A 20,652-nucleotide genomic window follows, 5' to 3' on the forward strand; every position below is an offset into this window, starting at 1 on the left:
TAATGCACGATATAGAACCATATTACAATTGGCGCGATTACTACATCGCTTCTGAAGATAAACTTTCGCCGTTCTATAACCGTGAATACAGTGAGTTTTATTTCGATAAAACTGTATACAATTATTACATACATCCTCAATGGGATTCATTTGGATCAAACACTTTATATCTAAAAGTTTTGTTCGCAGATTATACAAGAGGCTATTGCATAATTGAATTAATTGGCGAATGGAATGACTGCATTAACAATGATATAATGTTGTTAAAAAGAGAACTTCTGGAAGATATAATGGCCGAACGTATCAATAAATTTATTCTGATAGGAGAAAATGTCCTCAACTTTCATGGTTCTGACGATTCTTATTACGAAGAATGGTACCAAGAGGTTGAAGATGGTTGGATTGCTCTTGTTAACTTTAGAGAACATGTGATCCAGGAAATGAAGTCCCATAATTTAGATTATTACCTGAATTTGGGTGGAGAATTGGATGAGTTAAACTGGCGGGCATTAAAACCGATGCAGTTATTTAAAAATATTGATACCTTAATGACCAAGCGCTTAGGCATGTAAACTAAAAGCACCTAACCATTAAACAATAATAACCAGGTGCTTTTAACTTTTTATTGCATAGTTCTTTGTAGCTCTTCTCCATCAACGGTCATTTTCCAAATTCCGTTTTCTTCATGTGGAGGTTTACTAACTACAAAAGTGGTATTAATTCCAAGTGCACCTATAACAAAATTATCGCCTTCAAACTTTTGCAATGGAGCATTCGCACTTTTTGAAGTTCCTGCTTCAACACGCTCGTATTCAACGCTTCCATCTTTCGTAATCACAAGTTTCATTGAAAGAGACTCCCAGCGGCCCACATAGTTCAATTTTTCTTTTGGCACTCCCGGACTTTTAAGGTTACATGAGATCAATAATAAAAGAGTGGCAAAAAGGATGATGTGTTTTAGTTTCATAGTTAAAAAATAAGGTTCGAAATTATATTCCAAAATAAACTATTACTTACTATCTGTAAATATTTTTTCTTTTTTTGTATAAAAAATTAGCAGTTAATTACAAAAGTTAAGCATTATATCACACCTACATTTAATTACATCTATATTATGAAAAGGATCCAACTTTCTATTCTATTGCTATTTACAATATTGCCTTTAATTTCCTTTGCCCAAAGTAATTTCGTTGACGGCTATATCATAAAACTGAATGGCGATACAGTAAAAGGAAAGCTTGACGATAGAAACTGGAATATTACTCCAAAACAAATTACATTTAGAGATTCTTCTGTACACTCTTTTAATGCAAACGAAATAGCTGGTTTTGGAAGCAGCAGTGATCACTACCGAAGCTTCAACCTAAAACTAAATCTCACCAATGAAAACCTACGATCGAATATAAAAACGGAAGAAGGACAGACTGTTAAGGACACTACCCTTTTCTTGCGTTTTTTAATTGAAGGGGATCAGCGATTATATGCTTTTATGGACAAAGACGATGTCGCTCACTTTTTCATTATCAACAACCAAAACGCTGCTACGGAGCTTATTCATTACCGTAGATTAGTAGTTGTAAACAATGTGCAATATGTACAGGAAGTGAACACTTATCGCGATCAACTGCTCGATCTATTGAACCCTGACAATAAATTGACCTGGAAGATCAAGCGATCGAACTATTACGAGGATGAACTTATACAAATTTTTGAAGTATATAACCGTTCAAAAGGAATTGTAAAAGCCGAAAAAGTTACCAAAAGGAAAGAGAAATTCATTGATTATTACCTTATTGCAGGGATTACAAGCGCCCAAACCTCTTATTACTTGGAATCCATCTATGGTAATTTCGATTATAAACTTGGCAATTCCTTAACTCCATCTGTTGGAGCTAGTCTTACAGTTTATATTCCTAGAAACCGAATGCAGTTCTCATTGGATAATCAACTTTTATTTGTGAGCTATAATATGGAATCTGAAAAGTATAAATCGCCTTATTCCAACTCGAATACCTTTGTAAGATCAAGCTCATCATATATTAAGATGTTTAATATTTTCAAATATCAATATCCTAAGGGATTAATAAGACCGTATATTGGCGCAGGCATTAGTTTTGCCGCGAGATTAGCGTCAAAATCAGAATTCAATATTATATATCCGCTTGGAAGTTCTGAAACTTATAGAGCAGTATACGGTAACAAGAAATTTGAACCCGGATATGCTTTCTTATTGGGAACAGCTTATAAGAGATATAAACTAGAGTTCAGAAATGATTATGCCATAAATAGTTTAAATTCGACTACTTATTATCAACTGAATTTGTGTTATAGGTTAAGATAAACTTAAACAAAAAAAGCGGGCTTAAATAGTCCGCTTTTTTGTTTAATGAGTTTTATTCTTGACTTTATTTATTCCTCCTCTTTGCCATAATGTTCAATAAAGCTGGCTTTTTTGCCATGTTTAAGTACTTTGGCCTCTAAAAAGAAAATGATCTCCTCGGCTATATTAGTAATATGATCGCCGATTCTTTCCACTTTTCTTATAATAGTCAGTAGAAACAACGCCTGCATCACGTTATCGATATTGCCCCGAATATAACCGGCTATAAGACTTGACGCCGATTTATTGATTTCATCCAAGATACTGTCCATGCTAAAAACTGTGCGGGCCAGTTTAGCGTTGCGCTCAGCATAAGCACGGTTCGAAGCATTAAGCATTAACTTTACGGTTTCGGCCATTTCATGAAAACGGCAATCTTCAAGTAACTGCTTATCGAAACCTTTCTCGGCCTCCAAAACATAATGAGCAATACCTTCGGCATTGTCGCCAATACGCTCTAAATTATAATTGATCTTTAAAGTGGCGAATACAAAGCGCATATCTTGCGCAAATGGATTTAACAAAGTAAAGATGTTCTCACAATCCTTATCAATTTTCAACTCATAAGCATTTACGCGTTTTTCGTTAAAAATCACTTCCCGGGCCAATCCTTTATCTTCTTCTAGCAGTGATGCGATACATTTCTCAACCTGGCCTTCAACCAAGCTGGCCATATCATTCATCTGATAAAATAATTTCTGTAGTTCTTCTTCTAAATGTGTCATTGCAAATGCTATTAAAAATGCAAAGTAAGTTTTTTAGGATGTACTTCTTTATTTCCACATCAACCAAAACGGCCAGTTACATAATTTTGTGTAGCCTCTTTGGCGGGGTTGGTAAAAATGTTTGAAGTTTCATCGTACTCAATTAATTCGCCCAAATAAAAGAACGCGGTATTATCGCTCACACGAGCGGCCTGCTGCATATTGTGCGTTACAATTACTATCGTATACTTACTCTTAAGATCATGAATCAGTTCTTCAATTTTAGCGGTTGAAATTGGGTCGAGTGCCGAGGCCGGTTCATCCATTAAAATTACCGATGGCTCTACGGCCAGCGTACGAGCAATACATAAACGCTGTTGCTGACCTCCTGATAAAGCTAAAGCCGATTTCTTTAGATCATCCTTTACCTCATCCCACAAAGCAGCCTGGCGCAATGATTTTTCAACCGTTTCATCAAGGTATTTTTTATGGGAAATTCCGTTAATTCTTAAGCCATAAGCCACGTTCTCATATATTGTTTTTGGAAATGGATTAGGCTTTTGGAACACCATTCCAATCTTTTTGCGATGATCAACAACATTTATCTTGTTTTTGTAAATGTCTCGACCGTCGATCAAGATCTCACCTTCCACACGGCAATTATCAATCAAATCGTTCATGCGGTTAAAACAACGCAAGAATGTGGACTTACCACAACCGGATGGGCCAATAAATGCAGTAACAGTATTTGCTTTAATGCCCATACTTATACCCTTTAATGCATGTTTTTCGCCGTAATGAAGATTAACGTCTTTTGCTTCTAACTTATTCATTTATGTTCATGATTCATGGTTCATAGTATCGATTCCTCTAGTCCATTGCTACACACCATGAACTATTGACTATGAACTAATTAATACTTCACTCTTCTATTATGCCTGTTACGTAAAAATACTGCAATGCCATTTAATATGAAAACAAACAATAGAAGGATAATGATTGCTGCTGCGGCATTTACCACAAAACCTGATTGAGGTCTGCTCGTCCAGTTAAATATCTGAATAGGCAAAACCGTAAACTGATCTAAAGGCGATTTTGGTGCAAAAGGAACATATACCAATGCTCCAACTACAATTAGTGGAGCTGTTTCTCCCACAGCCCGTGAAACAGCCAGAATTAATCCTGTTAAGATACTTCCAAAACTGGCAGGCAAAACTATCCGGCTAATGGTTTGCCACCGGGTGGCTCCAAGTCCAATTGAAGCTTCACGTAATGAATTGGGTACGGACTTAACCGCCTCGCGTGTTGCCACTATAACAATTGGCAACACCAACAGCGATAGGGTTAAGCTTGCTGCCAAAATGCTGTTTCCCAATGACAGTAAACGTCCAAAAAGTTCAAGCCCCAGGATACCGTAAATAATGGAAGGAACGCCGGCCAGATTTGCAATATTGATCTCGATAAATTTGGCAAAACGATTTTTTGCTCCATATTCTTCCAGGTAAACCCCTGCTCCAATACCTATCGGAAAGGAAATAACTAACGTTAACGTCACCACCCATATCATTCCCAATAAGGCTGTGTAAATTCCAGCCTTGCCGGGACGACGCGATGGTAAATTAGTAATGAAATCCCAGTTAATACGGGTTAATCCCACTGAAATAATATTATATAACAGCAAGCCTAAAACAAGAAGACCTACTGAAGTGCAAACAAGTGCAAAGACTTTGAAAGCGTTGTCTTTAATTTCGTTCTTCCGCGCGTTATTCATATTTCTCCACAAATTTTCGTTTCATCCAGAACGAAATATTGTTAAGGATAAAGGTTAAACCAAACAATGTAATTCCGGCTGCAAAAATTGACCGAAATTCAATAGAGTTTTGGGGAACATCTCCCATACTCACCTGAACAATATAGGTGGTAATGGTTTCTATAGAGTTTAAGGGATTAAAAGTAAAGCGAGGCTCCTGCCCTGCTGCCACGGCCACAATCATGGTTTCACCAATGGCGCGAGAAATGGCAAGAATCACCGAAACAATTACACCTGATGAAGCTGCCGGTAACATTACTTTAAATGCTGTTTGCAGACGAGTAGAGCCCATTCCGTAAGCAGCTTCGCGTAATGAATTAGGTACAGCACTTAAGGCATCCTCACTCATGGATGAAACATATGGAATGATCATAACCCCCATTACCAAGCCTGCCGACAATGCATTAAATCCACTTAAACCAGGGATAAAGCTTTGCAGAATAGGGGTAATAAAAGTTAAGGCAAAAAAACCATAAACGACTGTCGGTATCGCTGCCAACACTTCTAACAAGGGCTTAATAACCGCTTTAAATCGCTTATCAGCATATTCATTTAAATATACCGCAATGGTTAGCCCTAGTGGCAATGCTACCAAAATAGCAATGAAGGTGGTTAATAAAGTACCTGATACCAATGGAAGTATCCCAAACTTTTTATTGGCAAACAATGGCGTCCATTCCGTACCGGTGAAAAACTCAATTATCGAAACATCCTTAAAGAACTGAAATGTTTCAATGGCTAGAATAACGATGATTCCGAGTGTGGTAAAGACAGTGATTGAACTGCATAACAACAGTATTGTTTCAATTATCTTCTCTTTAACCTTTTGCATTTAAAATATTCAATTTGAACTGTTAACTTATATAAGCCTCGAGTTTGTTTAATCAAGCTGAATTGAGGCTTATTAAAAAATAGGTGTTAAAATTTTCCGGATTATTTGCCTGATTCAATTTTAAGAAGATCAGCCATTTTCATTCCTACAGTAGATTTTCCATCAACGAAAACAGTACCGGTCACTTTCTTTGCCAAACGATCCTGAACTAACTTATATTCATCAACATTTAACGGAACATAACCAATGTCCTTCGCTAATCTGCCTGCGTTTTCGGTATAATACTTAGCAAATGCAGCCACTTCTTTTCGTTCTAAAGATTTGCTATTGATATAAATAAACATCGGGCGGGAAAGCGGCTGATAAGTTCCGTTTCCTACAGTTTCCTGGCTTGGAAAAACAGGACCATTGCCTCCATCGATAGGAATTAATTTTAGCTTGTCCTGATTTTGCTCATAATAAGCCAATCCAAAGTAAGCCAAACCGCTTTTATCTCCTGAAACACCTTTTACCAATACATTATCATCTTCGCTGGCCGTATAATCACCTCGGGAAGCACCTTTTTTACCACAAATAGCCTCTGTAAAGTAATCGTAAGTGCCAGAAGCTGTACCAGCTCCGTATAGTTTAATAGGTTCTTTAGGAAAAGACGAACGAATTTGATCCCAGGTTTTTATGGTTCCCTGAGCAGCCGGCTCCCATAATTTTTTAAGCTCCGCAACTGTTAAGTGATCGATAAAAGTATTTTGTTTACTTACAACAACCGCTAATCCATCAAAGGCAATTGGCAATTCAATAAAGTTAATTCCCGCTTTGGTACATGCATCAATTTCAGTACTGGTAATGGGACGAGAAGCATCACTAATGTCGATCTCATTTCTTGAGAATTTTTTAAAACCACCTCCTGTACCTGATTCACCAACTGTAACATTAATATCTGGCTGAGTCTCTCTAAAGTCTTCAGCTACTGCCTCTGAAACTGGATATACAGTACTCGAACCGTCAATTTTAACAACACCGGTTTCTGCATTATTTTTATTAGCTTTTTGTCCGCCTCCGCATGAAGTTAAAATTGCCGCGGTAGTAAGTAAAAGAAATATCTTTTTCATCGTTCCTTGAATGGATAGTTTTCGAATACAAAAGAGAAGGAAAAAGATTACTTAAACATTAAACCAATGTTAAGTAAATGTTAAGTAACATTTGTTTAACAATTTATTTACTTAATCACTAATAAACAAACACTTACAAAACAAAACAACTGAAATAAATTACTTCTATTTAACGCAAAATATTAAGAATAGATAATTTGAATAAGCAGATCAAGCATAACATCACAGGTTTCCTTTACCTCAATCAGCTTGTTTACTTTAGGATTCAAACCAAAATCTTTGAAATTGATTGGCTGTATTGCATGAATAGCAACTGGTGAAGATTCTTCCTTTAATTGATAAGGAATAAGATACACTTTTTTCACCCCTGCAATGGTTACTGCAATTTTGGCTTGACCATTTACGTTGGGGTTATTATTTATTATTGAAAGTGAAAGTAGTTCGATTTTACAATCAGGAAACTCCTTGCATTTCATCACTTTCCGAAAATCTTTGTCCATCAAAAAGTTTCCGGATTTAAACTTTTCAACTTCAAGCTGTAAACCGCTAATTGCCGCAATTAATTGGTCAGTATTAAAATTTGGATCCACCTTAAAATCTCGGGCCAAATCCCCTTTATATTTAAAAGTATAACTGCATAATGAAGTTTTTCCTTTTATTTTCACAGAACTTTCGGGCAAAACCTTGATTAAAACTTGCTGTGCATTTCCAGCTACAACACACAAAAGAAATATGGCTACTATACCCGAAAATGCCAATATCCGTTTGAGTTGTAACATGTTTAAGAGAGCTATTGAAAAAAAGCGGCAGGCCAAACGGCCTGCCGCAACTATAATTTGTGTTTGTGTTAGAATGAAACTGCTGCCTCAATTACAATACCATTGAATTTACCTCCACTGCGATAATCTGCGGTCGGGAAATCTTCGTATTTCTGCTCAACATATTCAGCTTTCATTAAAATATTTTTGGTAATAAACCAACCGGCTGCAGCAGCAAATCTGTTTATTTTAACATCGTCAGTAAATGTAGTTCCGGCTAGCCTTCCACTAGCTGCGTTATAACGCGCTCCAACATAAACACACTCTTTTGGACCAAACCTGTACACGCCTTCAATAGCATATTGATCGAAACTTCTATCAGTGGATTCTGAAGGGCCTCTGCCTTTTGCTGATTCATAGGTTCCAAAAAATTCAAAACCCGAATATTTAAGAAAAGCATTCAGCATAAAGGAATTTACCTGTTGGCTAAAGCCCGGATTTACACGTCCTGAGAAGGCAATTGCGGTACCCGCGGATGTTACAGGGGTTGGAGTAACTGTGGTATAATATTTCTCCATTGCATTTTGATAGTTAGAACCGGTTCTATCGCCACCGTATAAGGTTAATGTATTGTTACCTGCATTTGAGTTATTGTACCAGCTACCCGACACACGAACTCTTAACTGAGCGGTCATTTGCCTATCAAAACCTGCTTTAAAAATTATAGAAGGGGCCTTTTTTGCATCAGGGTTGGCAGTAGTTGACTTAACAGAGTCAACATTACCTTTAATAGCACCTCCGGTAAGACCTATCATTCCAAAAAAGCCATTTTTCTGAACCAAAACATCCCCTCCAATCTCTGTTGCAAAGGCATCGAGAATTAGACCTTCCATGAATGGGTTTTGAAGGGTATGTCCACCATCTGATCTGCGGAAATGCATATCGCCATAATTCACTTCATAGTGACCAGCTTTAATGGTAGTAATACTCATAAGCTTATCCCAAATTTCCCCCTTAAAAGGAAGCTTATCAATTTGCAGAAAACCTCCTTTAACCCAGGTTTCGTTATGGTGACGAGATGATAAATAAGTAGTTACATTTAACCGCATTCCATCATATAATTGCGCATCGATAAACAAGTTAGCCTGAGCGGTCATAAAGCCAGGAGATATTGGATACAAATAATTGCTTTGTCCGTACCCGTTCAATGTTGCGGTTGGATTCTCATGCTTTAAACTTTGAAATTGCTGGGTAAATCCGGCACCCAATTTAAGTTGTAAGCCATCATATGGCGTTGAATCCGCTTTACCGGTTTCAAACACGTTAATACCTGTTTGATCATAGGGACGCATGCTTTGGATTTTATTGCTAAACTGAGCCAAGGCAGCGTCAGTTGTTATTGCAAGAACTGTTAGTAGTAATAAAATTTTTTTCATAGCCGTTTAATTTAATTGCTTAATATTTATTTAAATAAAAGGTCAAAATCAACCGTTATATCGTCACCGGTTTTAATAGCCCCCATCATTGCTTTAGGAGGAGTTACTTTAAATTCTGTCATTTTAAAGGCCTTTTTTCCTGTAATTTTAATTGAACCATTAGGCTGAACTTTTGCAACACCGGTAACTGGTATATCTTTGGTTACAGTGGCAATTCGCACTGTTGCAATAGCGTTCACTTCTCCATTGGCTCCAATGGAATTCACTTTTTTCAGAACGAAAGTAATTTGAGGATTTTTTTCGGCGTCAAGAGCTTTGTAAACATTCTTATCCATTCCTGAATCGTAATATTTACCGTCTTCCTTTAAGCTCCGCATGGATTTAACATTCATGATCAAATCCATTGTTTTAATCGTTTTAATGGTTGTGCCGGCTTTTTCGGCATCTAAGTTTCCGGAAACTTGCTCTACCCGGCAGCGCCAGTCGTGTAATGTAGATGTACCGTTAACCATTACTTTACTTTCAGTGGGAGAAAGTTTTTGGTGCTGTGCATTCACTAACATTGGTAATGACAAAATGCACGAGATCAAAAGCGTTTTGATATTCATAAGTTTACCACCTTTCTATTTATTTATTTATTGTTTAAAAAAACACAAGCAAAATGAAGATAGAATATGACTTAATATGATATGAGTAAAGGCCCTTGTATATAAATATACATTAAAATATTTATAACAAACTGATTTAAAGGAACAAAACAATAACCTTGCTAATAAACAAGAGAAATAAAGAGAACCCCAGAAATGTTAATTATGGGAACTTTTAAGGAAGTATTAATTAAAGGTGGGTAATTTGAATAAGAAGATTGAGACTCACCTCACAGGTATCTTTTATTTCAACCAGCTTATTCACTTCGGCCGGATTCAATCCAAAATCTTTAAAGCTTATTGGTTGTATTGCATTTATGGTCAATTGGGAAGATGTTTCCTTCAGCTGAAATGGTATTAGGTATAGTTTCTTTATCCCGGCAATTGTAACTGCAATTTTAGCTTGTCCGGTTACATTTAAGCCACTCGATGAGGTGGCTGAAATAGATAGCAATTCTATTTTGCAATAAGGAAAATCGTCACATTTCATAACCTTCCTAAAATCTCTATCCATCAAAAAGTTCCCTGATTTAAACTTTTCAATTTCTAATTGCAAACCGGTTATTGAATTAACTAATTGCTCCTTATTAAAATTTGTAGAAACTTTAAAGCTTCGGCTCAAATCACCTTTATAAGTAAATGAATAGCCAATTAAGGAAGTTTCTCCTTTAATTTTCACCTTGCTATCGGGAAGAATTTTAATTAAAACCTGGTGATTATCAGCACGTTGCTGCGAATTCACCAGAAAAGGATCAAAGAATGTCAATACAGCCACTATTCCACACATTCGAAATATCCACATTAGCTGTATCATATATATTAACCTATTATTTAGAAAAAAGCGGCAGGGTTTAAACCCTGCCGCTAGTATATGAAGAATTTGTGTTTGTTTTAGAATGAAACTGCAGCTTCAACAACTACACCGTTGAATTTACCTCCACTGCGATAATCAGCAGTTGGGAAATCTTTGTATTGTTGATCAACATACTCAGCTTTCATCAAGATGTTTTTAGTAATAAACCATCCTGCTGCTCCAGCAAATCTGTTAACTTTAACATCTTCTGTAAAACCTGCTAATCTTGAAGTTGCTGCATTGTAACGAGCACCTACGAAAAGGTTTTCTTTTGCACCAAATCTGTAAATACCTTCTACTGCGTATTGGCTAGATTTTCTGTCTGTAAGATCTGCTGCTCCTCTACCATTGGCAGTTTCGTAAGTTCCTAAGAATTCAAAACCTGAATATTTTACAAAAGCGTTTAACATGATAGCGTCAACTTGCATGCTGTAACCTGGGTTTAAACGTCCAGAGAAAGCAATAGCAGTACTAGCATTTGCAGTGGTTCCTGATGAATAGGCTTTCTCCATAGCATTTTGATAGTTAGAACCTGATCTGTCACCACCATACAATGTTAAAGATCCGTTACCAGCATTTGAGTTGTGGTACCAGCTACCTGAGAAACGAACTCTTAAGTCTGAGGTTAATTGTTTATCAATACCACCTTTAAAGATAAGAGAAGGTGCTTTTTGAGCATCAGGGTTAGAAGCAGCTGTTTTTACCGAGTCAACATTACCTTTAATCGCACCACCAGTAACACCGATCATTCCGAAGATACCATTTTTTTGTACGAAGATATCACCACCGATCTCTGTTGCAAAGGCATCCATAATTAAGCCTTCCATGAATGGATTTTGAAGTGTATGACCAGCGTCTGATCTGCGGAAGTGCATATCACCGTAGTTCACTTCGTAGTGACCAGCTCTAATTGTGGTGTATTGCATGATGTTGTCTAAAAGCGCGCTTTTAAACGGAAGTTTGTCAATTTGCAAATACCCGCCTTTAACCCAAGTTTCATTATGGTGACGTGCCGATAAATAAGTAGTTACATTTAAACGGATACCATCATATAATTGGGCATCGATGAATAAGTTTGCCTGAGCGGTCATAAAACCTGGTGACAAAGCATATAATTTATTGGCTTGTTTGTCAGCACTATTGATCGCAGTTGGATTTTGATGCTTCAAACTTTGAAATTGTTGTGTAAAGCCGGCTCCTAGTTTCAGTTGCATTCCTTCATACGGAATCGTATCAGTTTTACCGGTTTCAAATATGTTTACGCCTCTTTGGTCATAAGGCCGCATGTTTTGAATTTTATTGCTAAACTGTGCCATTGCACCACCTGAACCCAAAACCATGGCTGTTACTAATAATAAAACTTTTTTCATATTCTTAATTTTTAATTGAAAAACTTTATTGATTTAAATTGAATTTTAATTGGTAAGCTTTTGATTATTTAAATAGAAGATCAAAATCAACAGTTATATCATCTCCGGTTTTAATCGCACCCAGCATTGCTTTTGGAGGATCCACTTTAAAATCAGTCATTTTAAAGGCTTTTTTTCCGGTAATCTTAACTGAGCCGTTTGGCAGTACTTTAGCTACTCCTACAACTGGCAGATCCTTGGCTACTCCTGCAATTTTCACAGTGGCAATTGCATTTACTTCGCCGTTGGCACCTATTGAGTTAATTTTCTTCAGGACGAAAGTGATCTGAGGATTTTTGTCTGCATCAAGCGCCTTGTAAACATTCTTATCCATTCCTGAATCGTAGTATTTACCGTCTTCTTTTAAGCTTTTCATCGATTTCACAATCATCGTCACATCCATCAACTTAATGGATTTAATGGTGGTTCCTGATTTTTCAACATCTAGGTTTCCAGAAAGTTGTTCCACCTTGCAGCGCCAGTCATGTAATGTTGAAGTTCCGTTAACCATTACTTTACTTTCGTTAGGTGAAAGCTTTTGTTGTGCATTTACTAAAATTGGTAATGATAATAAGCACATGCACAAAAGGGTTCTGAAATTCATACGTCTCATCTTTCTTTGTTATTTGTTACAACACAAAAGACAACAGAATTAAATTTTAAAAACATGATTAAAGTCATTATGTAAATTTTACACTTAGATATTGCTTAACAAGCTGATTTACAATGTCAAAAAATCAACAATTGAAGTAAAAAACCTCATTTTTCATCCAGATAAAAAAATAAAAACTTGTAATTGACGGAGGAATTATAGATTTTTGTTCCGCTTATAAAGAAAGACGGAGGGAATAGACCCGGTGAAGTCTTGGCAACCTGTGCTTACAAGGTGCCAAATTCTATCCCGAATCTTCGGGAGAAGATGAGCAGAGTGGAGTCACCACTTGATATCTGATAAGCAAAAAAATTTTCATTACAGCATTTTGAATGATCAAACAAATCTTTGATGGTTTGACTTTGAGAAAGCACAATGTACTGTAAGTCATTAGTTCAACCGATTAACTACTAATACTGCATAATGGATATTAGAGAAATATTACTACAACGTATTTTAGTTTTAGATGGAGCCATGGGTACCATGATCCAGCGCTATAAGTTGCAGGAAAACGATTTTAGAGGAGCGCGCTTCAAAGATCATCCGCATGATTTAAAGGGAAACAATGACCTTTTAAGCATCACCCGCCCCGATGTAATTAAGGCCATTCACCGTGAATACCTGGAGGCCGGAGCCGACATTATTGAAACCAACACCTTTAGCGGCACCAGTATTGCCATGGCCGACTATCATTTGGAAGCCCTGGTGTATGAGCTCAATTATGAGTCAGCTAAAATAGCTAAAGAGGTTACCGCTGAATTCAATGCCAAAAACCCCGATAAACCACGGTTTGTAGCTGGCGCCATCGGCCCTACCAATCGTACTGCTTCTTTATCGCCTGATGTTAATGATCCGGGTTTTCGTGCCATTACTTTCGACCAATTGGTTGAAGCTTATACCGAACAGGTGAAAGGTTTGGTGGATGGTGGTGCCGATATCTTATTAGTAGAAACCATTTTTGATACGCTGAATGCTAAAGCGGCATTATTTGCGATCGACCAATATTTCGAGCTTAACCATATTAAATTGCCAATAATGGTGTCGGGTACAATTACCGATGCCAGCGGACGCACCTTATCGGGGCAAACTGCAGAGGCTTTTTTAATTTCCTTATCCAATTTCGATTTATTGTCAATTGGCTTCAACTGCGCCTTGGGTGCAAAAGATATGCGCCCGTACCTTGAAGAGATTAGCGAAAAAGCACCATTTTTTGTAGGCGCCTACCCTAATGCAGGGTTGCCAAATCAATTCGGAGAATATGATGAAACTCCGTCTCAAATGCTTGACCAGATCCGTGATTTCTTAAAAAGCGGATTTATAAATATTGTAGGAGGATGTTGCGGAACAACCCCTGATCATATCAGGGCAATTGCTGAGGAAGTTGCAAAATTCGCTCCTCGTCAAAAAGCTGCACCACAGCCTTATTTACGCTTAAGCGGACTTGAACCTATTGTTATAACACCTGAAACCAATTTTGTGAATGTTGGTGAGCGTACGAATATTACCGGTTCGCCAAAATTCTCTAAACTCATATTGTCCGGTGATTACGAAGCAGCGTTAGCCATTGCCCGCCAACAGGTTGAAGGCGGTGCACAGGTAATTGATGTGAATATGGATGAAGGCATGCTCGATTCAGAAGCAGCTATGGTTAAATTTTTAAACTTAATTGCTTCCGAACCTGATATTGCCAAACTTCCTATCATGATCGACTCTTCGAAATGGTCGGTTATTGAAGCCGGATTGAAATGTTTACAAGGAAAAGGAATTGTAAACTCCATATCATTAAAAGAGGGAGAAGAAAACTTTAAAGAACACGCCCGCAAGATCAAACGCTACGGAGCTGCCACGGTGGTAATGGCTTTTGATGAAAAAGGTCAGGCTGATTCCTATGCCCGTCGTATTGAAATTTGTGAACGTTCCTATAAAATCTTGGTAAACGAAATTGGCTTCCTTCCACAGGACATTATTTTCGACCCTAATATTTTAACGGTAGCAACCGGACTGGAAGAACACAATAATTACGCAGTTGATTTTATTGAAACCACTCGCTGGATCAAACAAAATCTGCCTTTAGCAAAAGTTAGCGGTGGCGTAAGCAATATTTCGTTTTCTTTCCGTGGAAATAATACGGTTCGCGAAGCCATGCATTCGGCCTTTTTATACCATGCAATTAAAGCTGGCTTAGACATGGGCATTGTGAATGCAGGTATGTTGGAGGTTTATGAAGAAATCCCTAAAGACCTGTTGGAGTTAGTTGAAGATGTTTTACTTAACCGCAGGGATGATGCAACAGAGCGATTGGTAAACTTTGCCGAAACAGTTAAAGCTAAAGGTAAAACGATTGTTAAAGATGAAGAATGGAGAAAAGATCCTGTTGAAAAACGATTAAGCCATTCACTGGTAAAAGGGATCATTGAATACCTTGATGAGGACGTTGAAGAAGCCCGCCTAAAATACCCTCGACCATTACAGGTTATTGAAGGCCCATTAATGGACGGTATGAATGTGGTGGGAGATCTTTTTGGTTCCGGAAAAATGTTTTTGCCACAGGTGGTTAAATCTGCCCGGGTAATGAAAAAAGCTGTTGCTTATCTCCTTCCATTCATTGAAGCGGAGAAAGTTGCGTTACAAGAAAGTGGTAATCTGAAGGAACTGGAAGAAAACCAGCGAACCGGTGCCGGTAAAATCTTACTTGCCACCGTTAAAGGAGATGTGCATGATATTGGTAAAAACATTGTTGGGGTAGTTTTGGCCTGTAACAACTACCAGATCATCGATATGGGCGTAATGGTTTCATGCCAACAGATATTAGATACTGCACGTAAAGAAAACGTTGACATCATTGGTTTAAGCGGTTTAATTACACCTTCACTTGATGAAATGGTTCACGTGGCAAAAGAAATGAAACGCGAAGGCTTTAACATTCCATTGTTGATTGGTGGAGCAACCACTTCGAGGGTGCATACTGCTGTTAAAATTTCACCGAATTATGATGGACCGGTGGTTCATGTGCTCGATGCGTCTCGTTCGGTTCCTGTGGCCGGAAATTTATTAAATGACGAACAAAAGGAAACGTTCATGACTGGTATAACTAAAGAATATGATCAGTTGCGCGATTTCCATTTAAATAAAAAATCAGCGAAAACATTCATCCCAATTGGCGAAGCCCGTGAACGCAAATTGAAATTGAATTGGGAAAACCATCAGCCCTCAAAACCATTGTTTACAGGTACTAAGGTGTTTGACAATTATGACTTAGGCGAATTGGTTGATTATATCGATTGGACCCCATTTTTTCATACATGGGAATTATATGGAAGTTATCCAAAGATCTTTGATGATAAAGTGATTGGTACCGAGGCTAAAAAGTTATATGATGATGCCCGAATTTTGCTCCAACGGATTGTTGATCAAAAATTACTAACAGCAAGAAGTGTTATAGGCTTTTGGCCGGCAAACAGTGTTGGCGATGATGATATTGAATTATATACGGATGAAAGCCGAACCGAAAAATTAACTACTATTCACACGCTTCGTCAGCAGCTCGAGAAGGCTCAAAATATTCCATATTTCGCCTTGGCAGATTTTATTGCTCCAAAAGAAACCAACGTTAGTGATTACTGGGGTGGCTTTGCCGTTACCACAGGCATCGGTTTGGATAAATTGGTCGCAGAATTTGAGGCTCAGCACGATGATTATAACAGCATTATGGCCAAGGCCCTTGCTGACCGTTTGGCGGAGGCCTTTGCCGAACGCATGCATGAATGCGTTCGCAGAGAATATTGGGGCTATGCTTCCGAAGAGCGTTTCAGCAACGAGGAATTAATTGAAGAAAGATACAAGGGTATTCGTCCGGCACCAGGTTATCCTGCCTGCCCTGATCATACCGAAAAAACAACCTTATTCAATATTTTAAATGCAGAAGACTCTACCGGAATTGTTTTAACCGAAAGTTTGGCAATGTTCCCTACTGCGGCTGTTAGCGGATTTTATTTTTCTCACCCTGAGTCTAAATATTTCGGATTAGGAAAGATTCAGAAGGACCAAGTAGAAGATTATGCTGTACGCAAGCAAATGAGTGTTGAAGAAATAGAAAGGTGGATGGCGCCCAATTTGGCTTATTAAAAATTAATGGAGGATTTCTAATAGCGTGGTACGAGATCTTCTTATTCAAAAAATATCAATTAACGCTAAAACTTGAAACTCGTAACCCGAAATTCGTAACTAAAGAAATATGAAGATAACTGAGCATCTCAATAACGCTAAAAAACCTCTCTTTTCGTTCGAACTGCTACCACCTATGAAAGGTCAGAACATTGACCAGATTTTTGAGGCAATTGAACCGTTAATGGAATTTGAACCTCCGTTTATTGACGTTACTTATCACCGGGAAGACTTTATTTATAAGAAACAGGCGAACGGCTTACTGGAAAAGGTTTCTACCCGCAAGCGCCCCGGAACGGTGAGTATTTGTGCCGCTATTCAATTTAAATATAAGGTTGATGCGGTTCCGCATTTGATTTGTGGTGGATTTACGAAAGAGGATACCGAGAATGCTCTTATCGAACTTAAGTTTTTGGGGATAGACAACGTATTGGTTCTACGGGGTGATGCTCGTAAAGAAGATGGCGGTTTTATACCGGAGGAAAAAGGACATGCCTATGCGTCGGATCTTTTACAACAGGTGGTAAATATGAATAAAGGCCGTTACTTACATGATGAATATACAGGAGCTAACGGAACAAATTTTTGTATAGGAATAGCCGGTTATCCCGAAAAGCATTTTGAGGCACCAAACCTGAAAACCGATCTTCGTTATTTAAAAATGAAGGTAGATATGGGCGCAGAATACATTGTTACGCAAATGTTTTATGATAACGAAAAATACGCTTCATTTATAAAGCTGTGCAAAGACAACGGTATCAACGTTCCAATTATTCCTGGATTAAAACCCTTAACTACCAAAAAACAACTAACGCTTTTACCTAAGGTATTTAACATCGACATTCCGGAAGAACTTGCTGATGCGGTTGCTGATTGTAAAACCGATAAAGAAGTTAAAGAAGTTGGAATTGATTGGTGCATTCAGCAGTCTAAAGGTTTAATTGAGCTGGGAGCTCCTTGCCTGCATTATTATACAATGGGGAAATCGGATACAATAAAACGAATTGCCACTGCAGTGTTCTAATAATCAGCTAAGATTAAAATTCAATTTTTGCAACTATATTTAAATTTTATTAGTTTTTTTTCAAAATAAATTTATTAAATTATAATTATTATTAGTAATATTGAAGAAGATTGAGAAAGTTACTAAATAAGTCTCTTTCTTCATATACAACCTATATCATCCATTAACTTGGAGATGACCGGCAAGCGAAAGCTCGCCGGTTTTTTATTTAAAGCAAGGGCTATATCTCTTCTTCAATATGAAACCGTGGACGTGCTTTAGTTTCTAAATAGATCTTTCCGAGGTATTCACCAATAATTCCCAGCGCCAGTAATTGTACTCCTCCCAAAAAATACACGGGTAGCGTAATCGACGCCCAGCCGGGAACTGCACGACCCGAAGTCCATACAAATAATACCCATAAACTGATAATAAACGAACAGAAGAATATAGCAAACCCAATATAAGTGATCATTTTTAGCGGAAAATTAGAAAACGAGGTAATTCCATTGACCGCCAAATGAAGCATTTGTTTAAATGAGTACTTGGTTTGATCCGCTATCCGTGCCTTACGTTTGTAATACACTTTTGAAGACTTAAACCCCATCTGCGGAAACAAGCCTCTTAAAAACAGATTCACCTCTTTATATTTTTGCAATTCAACCAACACCCGGTTCGAAAGCAGTCGGAAATCAGCGTGATTATAAATTAGGTCCACCCCCATTCGTTTCATTAATTTATAAAACAACTGGGCTGTTCCACGTTTCATGGCCTTATCCGTTTCACGACTGCCACGCACACCATAAACTATTTGCGAACCAGAAGTGTAATTGGCGATCATTTCCTCTGTAACCGAAATATCGTCCTGCAAATCGGCATCAAGTGAAATACAACAATCCACCTGGTTGGTTACATAGGTTAGGCCTGCAATAAGAGCATGCTGATGACCAACATTATGGCTTAACTTAATCGCCTTTATAAAATGATTGGAAGATGATTGGAGAATCTGCCAGGTCTCATCCTTACTTCCATCATCAACCAACAAAGCAAAACTGTTGGCGGCTATTACTTCCCGTTCAACATAATCATTTAAGAGCCTGAGCAACTGTTCAATAGTAATCTTTAACATTGCTCCTTCATTGTAGCAAGGAATAACCAATGCAAGCTTAGGCAACTTAGAATTCTTATTCATGCACCAATTTTTGTTTAAATCACTAAAGATAAACTCAATTTATATAATTAATAGGCTCTGAAATTATTCCAAAGTGTATTTTATACTTTTGCTGCCAAACTTTAAAAATGGATCAGCAAATCACTAATCGTACCTATATATTTCTTTTCAGTATATGCAGCATCGTTTACCTTTTGGGTTTATTTATCCCATTAATGGATTCTGGCGCAAGCGAATATGCTGATATTGCTATGCGAATATATCAGCACAACAGTTTTCTTGAAATTGGCAGCGATTTAAATAAGTCTCCTTTAGCATTTTGGCTGGCAGGAATTTCTTTTAAAATATTTGGATTGCATGATTGGGCTTACCGAATTCCTGCTGTTTTATTTACCGCTCTGGCAACTTATTCAACGTTAGGTTTGGGTCGTACGCTTTACAATAAAGAAGTTGGAAAAATGGCGGCATTAATTTTTGTTAGCAGCCAGGCCATTATCTCTACTAATCATGATGTTAAAAACGAAGTAGTTCTAACCGGGCTTATAATTTTCGGTTTATGGCAGCTTGTAAAGTTTATAAAAACTAACCAACTTATCAATGTTGTACTAGGGTCATTTGCTATAGCTTTAGGACTGGCAAGTGGCGGAGTGATTGCCGTTATTGTAGTTGTAAGCGCCATTTTTTGTCATTTAATTTATTCACGAAACTGGAAAGTGCTTTACAATTGGAAATGGTTGGCAGGCGTAGCAACATTTCTGATTGCGTTGTCTCCATTGGTATTCTATCAATTCATTGAATTGAAGTTATCCCCAAACAACGTTGAAAACACTCAACCTGGAGAAACGAAGGTACCCTCATTCTTTTATTACACCTTACTTTGGACATTCCTTCCCTGGAGCTTACTGGTTTATGCTTCCGTATTTTCGAGGATTAAAACCATTTGGGAAAGTAAATTTAAACCAAAAGCCGGAACTGAGTTTTTAACCTTGGGAGGCATTTTGATAGGAATTCTTATTCTGATGGCCTGTAAGCAAGCGCATTTCTTAACTGCTTTATTTCCTTTATTTTCTATACTACTCGCATCTTACCTTCTTAATTTAGTACAAACTAAAAACGGGAAAACCCTGTCTATTCTTGAGAAAACCCAACTTCTTATCATAGGAATTCTGTTCTTACTGAGCGTTTTTATAAATATCTGGCTCTTCCCTATCGAAAACAGCACAATAAATGCAGTCGCGATTGTTTCTTTATCGGTTTTATTCTTTATTATTTTCAGAGGAAGCAAGCAGGGTTATTTATATCGAATACTGGTGCCATCTGTTTTTGCCATTTTGGCTTTCAATTTTTTATTGAATTCAAATTTCTACCCCCACCTGTTAAAATACCAGGCTGGAAATGAGATGGCCCGTATAGCTAAAGAAAATAACATACCTGCTAACCAAACCTATATTTACGGCCAGCCTTCCTATTCGTTTAACTTTTATTCAAAAACTACCATTCCAGTAGTAGATCTTGAGCAGATTAAAGCGAAAAACAGTAAAAATGAAAAGTTCTACCTTTACATTTCTGACCAAAATATGGAAGAAATTAAACCGCTTAAGCTAAGCATCAAACGTAAGTTGGAAACCCCACAATATTCTGTTTCGACATTGGAATTGAATTTTCTGAATCCTTCAACCCGAGCTAAAGCACTTAAAAAAGAATATCTGCTCGAAATCAACTAA

General features: G+C 37.5%; 18 protein-coding genes and 1 riboswitch. Of the genes, 5 read left to right on the forward strand and 13 right to left on the reverse strand.

Features of this window, described 5'->3' with window-relative positions; genetic code table 11:
- The first annotated feature begins 2 nt into the window (after positions 1-2).
- On the forward strand, positions 3-572 hold the full coding sequence (locus tag C3K47_RS13700) for a hypothetical protein (protein WP_103789714.1): 570 nt from the start codon (positions 3-5) through the stop codon (positions 570-572).
- Positions 573-622: 50 nt separating this feature from the next.
- Here the strand turns inward: C3K47_RS13700 and C3K47_RS13705 are convergent, their stop codons facing one another.
- Positions 623-967, reverse strand: coding sequence for a hypothetical protein (locus C3K47_RS13705; protein ID WP_103789800.1), 345 nt, complete (start codon positions 965-967; stop codon positions 623-625).
- A gap of 147 nt (positions 968-1,114) precedes the next feature.
- Between C3K47_RS13705 and C3K47_RS13710 the strand changes: the two genes are divergently transcribed.
- On the forward strand, positions 1,115-2,341 hold the full coding sequence (locus C3K47_RS13710; RefSeq protein ID WP_133159389.1) for a hypothetical protein: 1,227 nt from the start codon (positions 1,115-1,117) through the stop codon (positions 2,339-2,341).
- A 68-nt stretch (positions 2,342-2,409) separates the two neighbouring features.
- Here C3K47_RS13710 and phoU read toward each other — a convergent pair whose 3' ends face one another.
- From phoU to C3K47_RS13765, 11 genes are all read right to left on the reverse strand, one after another.
- On the reverse strand, positions 2,410-3,105 hold the full coding sequence (gene phoU, locus C3K47_RS13715) for a phosphate signaling complex protein PhoU (protein WP_103789716.1): 696 nt from the start codon (positions 3,103-3,105) through the stop codon (positions 2,410-2,412).
- Positions 3,106-3,164: 59 nt separating this feature from the next.
- A complete protein-coding gene (gene pstB, locus C3K47_RS13720; protein ID WP_103789717.1) occupies positions 3,165-3,917 on the reverse strand; it encodes a phosphate ABC transporter ATP-binding protein PstB in 753 nt (250 codons plus the stop codon).
- Between the two features lie 80 nt (positions 3,918-3,997).
- The gene (gene pstA, locus C3K47_RS13725) at positions 3,998-4,855 is read right to left on the reverse strand and encodes a phosphate ABC transporter permease PstA (protein ID WP_103789718.1); all 858 of its coding nucleotides are present in this window, start codon (positions 4,853-4,855) and stop codon (positions 3,998-4,000) included.
- The gene (gene pstC, locus C3K47_RS13730) at positions 4,848-5,726 is read right to left on the reverse strand and encodes a phosphate ABC transporter permease subunit PstC (protein ID WP_103789719.1); all 879 of its coding nucleotides are present in this window, start codon (positions 5,724-5,726) and stop codon (positions 4,848-4,850) included. Before pstC ends, pstA begins: the two co-directional genes overlap by 8 nt.
- Before the next feature lie 101 nt (positions 5,727-5,827).
- Positions 5,828-6,835 (reverse strand): PstS family phosphate ABC transporter substrate-binding protein, encoded by a 1,008-nt coding sequence (locus tag C3K47_RS13735; RefSeq protein ID WP_103789720.1) that lies wholly within the window; start codon positions 6,833-6,835, stop codon positions 5,828-5,830.
- A 182-nt stretch (positions 6,836-7,017) separates the two neighbouring features.
- Positions 7,018-7,614 carry a hypothetical protein gene (locus C3K47_RS13740; protein ID WP_103789721.1) on the reverse strand — a complete coding sequence of 199 codons (597 nt, stop codon included), beginning with the start codon at positions 7,612-7,614 and terminating at the stop codon, positions 7,018-7,020.
- Positions 7,615-7,682: 68 nt separating this feature from the next.
- On the reverse strand, positions 7,683-9,029 hold the full coding sequence (locus tag C3K47_RS13745) for a hypothetical protein (RefSeq protein WP_103789722.1): 1,347 nt from the start codon (positions 9,027-9,029) through the stop codon (positions 7,683-7,685).
- 26 nt (positions 9,030-9,055) lie between these two features.
- Positions 9,056-9,637: a YceI family protein gene (locus C3K47_RS13750; RefSeq protein ID WP_103789723.1), complete on the reverse strand. Its 582-nt coding sequence runs from the start codon at positions 9,635-9,637 to the stop codon at positions 9,056-9,058.
- Positions 9,638-9,866: 229 nt separating this feature from the next.
- On the reverse strand, positions 9,867-10,490 hold the full coding sequence (locus C3K47_RS13755; protein WP_133159390.1) for a YceI family protein: 624 nt from the start codon (positions 10,488-10,490) through the stop codon (positions 9,867-9,869).
- A gap of 77 nt (positions 10,491-10,567) precedes the next feature.
- Positions 10,568-11,899 (reverse strand): hypothetical protein, encoded by a 1,332-nt coding sequence (locus tag C3K47_RS13760; RefSeq protein ID WP_103789725.1) that lies wholly within the window; start codon positions 11,897-11,899, stop codon positions 10,568-10,570.
- Between the two features lie 64 nt (positions 11,900-11,963).
- Positions 11,964-12,551 (reverse strand): YceI family protein, encoded by a 588-nt coding sequence (locus C3K47_RS13765; protein ID WP_103789726.1) that lies wholly within the window; start codon positions 12,549-12,551, stop codon positions 11,964-11,966.
- A 211-nt stretch (positions 12,552-12,762) separates the two neighbouring features.
- Positions 12,763-12,864: riboswitch (SAM riboswitch) on the forward strand.
- A gap of 149 nt (positions 12,865-13,013) precedes the next feature.
- Here C3K47_RS13765 and metH point away from each other — a divergent pair.
- Positions 13,014-16,715: a methionine synthase gene (metH, locus tag C3K47_RS13770; RefSeq protein ID WP_103789727.1), complete on the forward strand. Its 3,702-nt coding sequence runs from the start codon at positions 13,014-13,016 to the stop codon at positions 16,713-16,715.
- 109 nt (positions 16,716-16,824) lie between these two features.
- Positions 16,825-17,778 (forward strand): methylenetetrahydrofolate reductase [NAD(P)H], encoded by a 954-nt coding sequence (gene metF, locus C3K47_RS13775; RefSeq protein ID WP_103789728.1) that lies wholly within the window; start codon positions 16,825-16,827, stop codon positions 17,776-17,778.
- 220 nt (positions 17,779-17,998) lie between these two features.
- Here the strand turns inward: metF and C3K47_RS13780 are convergent, their stop codons facing one another.
- A complete protein-coding gene (locus C3K47_RS13780; RefSeq protein ID WP_103789729.1) occupies positions 17,999-18,949 on the reverse strand; it encodes a glycosyltransferase family 2 protein in 951 nt (316 codons plus the stop codon).
- A 107-nt stretch (positions 18,950-19,056) separates the two neighbouring features.
- Here C3K47_RS13780 and C3K47_RS13785 point away from each other — a divergent pair, with 107 nt between their 5' ends.
- On the forward strand, positions 19,057-20,652 hold the full coding sequence (locus C3K47_RS13785; protein ID WP_103789730.1) for an ArnT family glycosyltransferase: 1,596 nt from the start codon (positions 19,057-19,059) through the stop codon (positions 20,650-20,652).

Origin of the sequence: Solitalea longa (assembly GCF_002920915.1) — a bacterium.
Taxonomy (GTDB): Bacteria; Bacteroidota; Bacteroidia; order Sphingobacteriales; family Sphingobacteriaceae; genus Solitalea; species Solitalea longa.

What these genes read in the sequence shown, in the direction of transcription:
- C3K47_RS13740 (WP_103789721.1), bottom strand. Translation starts at nt 7,614, where the DNA reads ATGTTACAACTCAAACGGATATTGGCATTTTCGGGTATAGTAGCCATA.
- C3K47_RS13705 (WP_103789800.1), bottom strand. Translation starts at nt 967, where the DNA reads ATGAAACTAAAACACATCATCCTTTTTGCCACTCTTTTATTATTGATC.
- phoU (WP_103789716.1), bottom strand. Translation starts at nt 3,105, where the DNA reads ATGACACATTTAGAAGAAGAACTACAGAAATTATTTTATCAGATGAAT.
- pstC (WP_103789719.1), bottom strand. Translation starts at nt 5,726, where the DNA reads ATGCAAAAGGTTAAAGAGAAGATAATTGAAACAATACTGTTGTTATGC.
- C3K47_RS13780 (WP_103789729.1), bottom strand. Translation starts at nt 18,949, where the DNA reads ATGAATAAGAATTCTAAGTTGCCTAAGCTTGCATTGGTTATTCCTTGC.
- C3K47_RS13785 (WP_103789730.1), top strand. Translation starts at nt 19,057, where the DNA reads ATGGATCAGCAAATCACTAATCGTACCTATATATTTCTTTTCAGTATA.
- C3K47_RS13745 (WP_103789722.1), bottom strand. Translation starts at nt 9,029, where the DNA reads ATGAAAAAAATTTTATTACTACTAACAGTTCTTGCAATAACAACTGAC.
- C3K47_RS13760 (WP_103789725.1), bottom strand. Translation starts at nt 11,899, where the DNA reads ATGAAAAAAGTTTTATTATTAGTAACAGCCATGGTTTTGGGTTCAGGT.
- C3K47_RS13765 (WP_103789726.1), bottom strand. Translation starts at nt 12,551, where the DNA reads ATGAGACGTATGAATTTCAGAACCCTTTTGTGCATGTGCTTATTATCA.
- C3K47_RS13735 (WP_103789720.1), bottom strand. Translation starts at nt 6,835, where the DNA reads ATGAAAAAGATATTTCTTTTACTTACTACCGCGGCAATTTTAACTTCA.
- C3K47_RS13700 (WP_103789714.1), top strand. Translation starts at nt 3, where the DNA reads ATGCACGATATAGAACCATATTACAATTGGCGCGATTACTACATCGCT.
- C3K47_RS13755 (WP_133159390.1), bottom strand. Translation starts at nt 10,490, where the DNA reads ATGATACAGCTAATGTGGATATTTCGAATGTGTGGAATAGTGGCTGTA.
- pstA (WP_103789718.1), bottom strand. Translation starts at nt 4,855, where the DNA reads ATGAATAACGCGCGGAAGAACGAAATTAAAGACAACGCTTTCAAAGTC.
- metF (WP_103789728.1), top strand. Translation starts at nt 16,825, where the DNA reads ATGAAGATAACTGAGCATCTCAATAACGCTAAAAAACCTCTCTTTTCG.
- C3K47_RS13710 (WP_133159389.1), top strand. Translation starts at nt 1,115, where the DNA reads ATGAAAAGGATCCAACTTTCTATTCTATTGCTATTTACAATATTGCCT.
- C3K47_RS13750 (WP_103789723.1), bottom strand. Translation starts at nt 9,637, where the DNA reads ATGAATATCAAAACGCTTTTGATCTCGTGCATTTTGTCATTACCAATG.
- metH (WP_103789727.1), top strand. Translation starts at nt 13,014, where the DNA reads ATGGATATTAGAGAAATATTACTACAACGTATTTTAGTTTTAGATGGA.
- pstB (WP_103789717.1), bottom strand. Translation starts at nt 3,917, where the DNA reads ATGAATAAGTTAGAAGCAAAAGACGTTAATCTTCATTACGGCGAAAAA.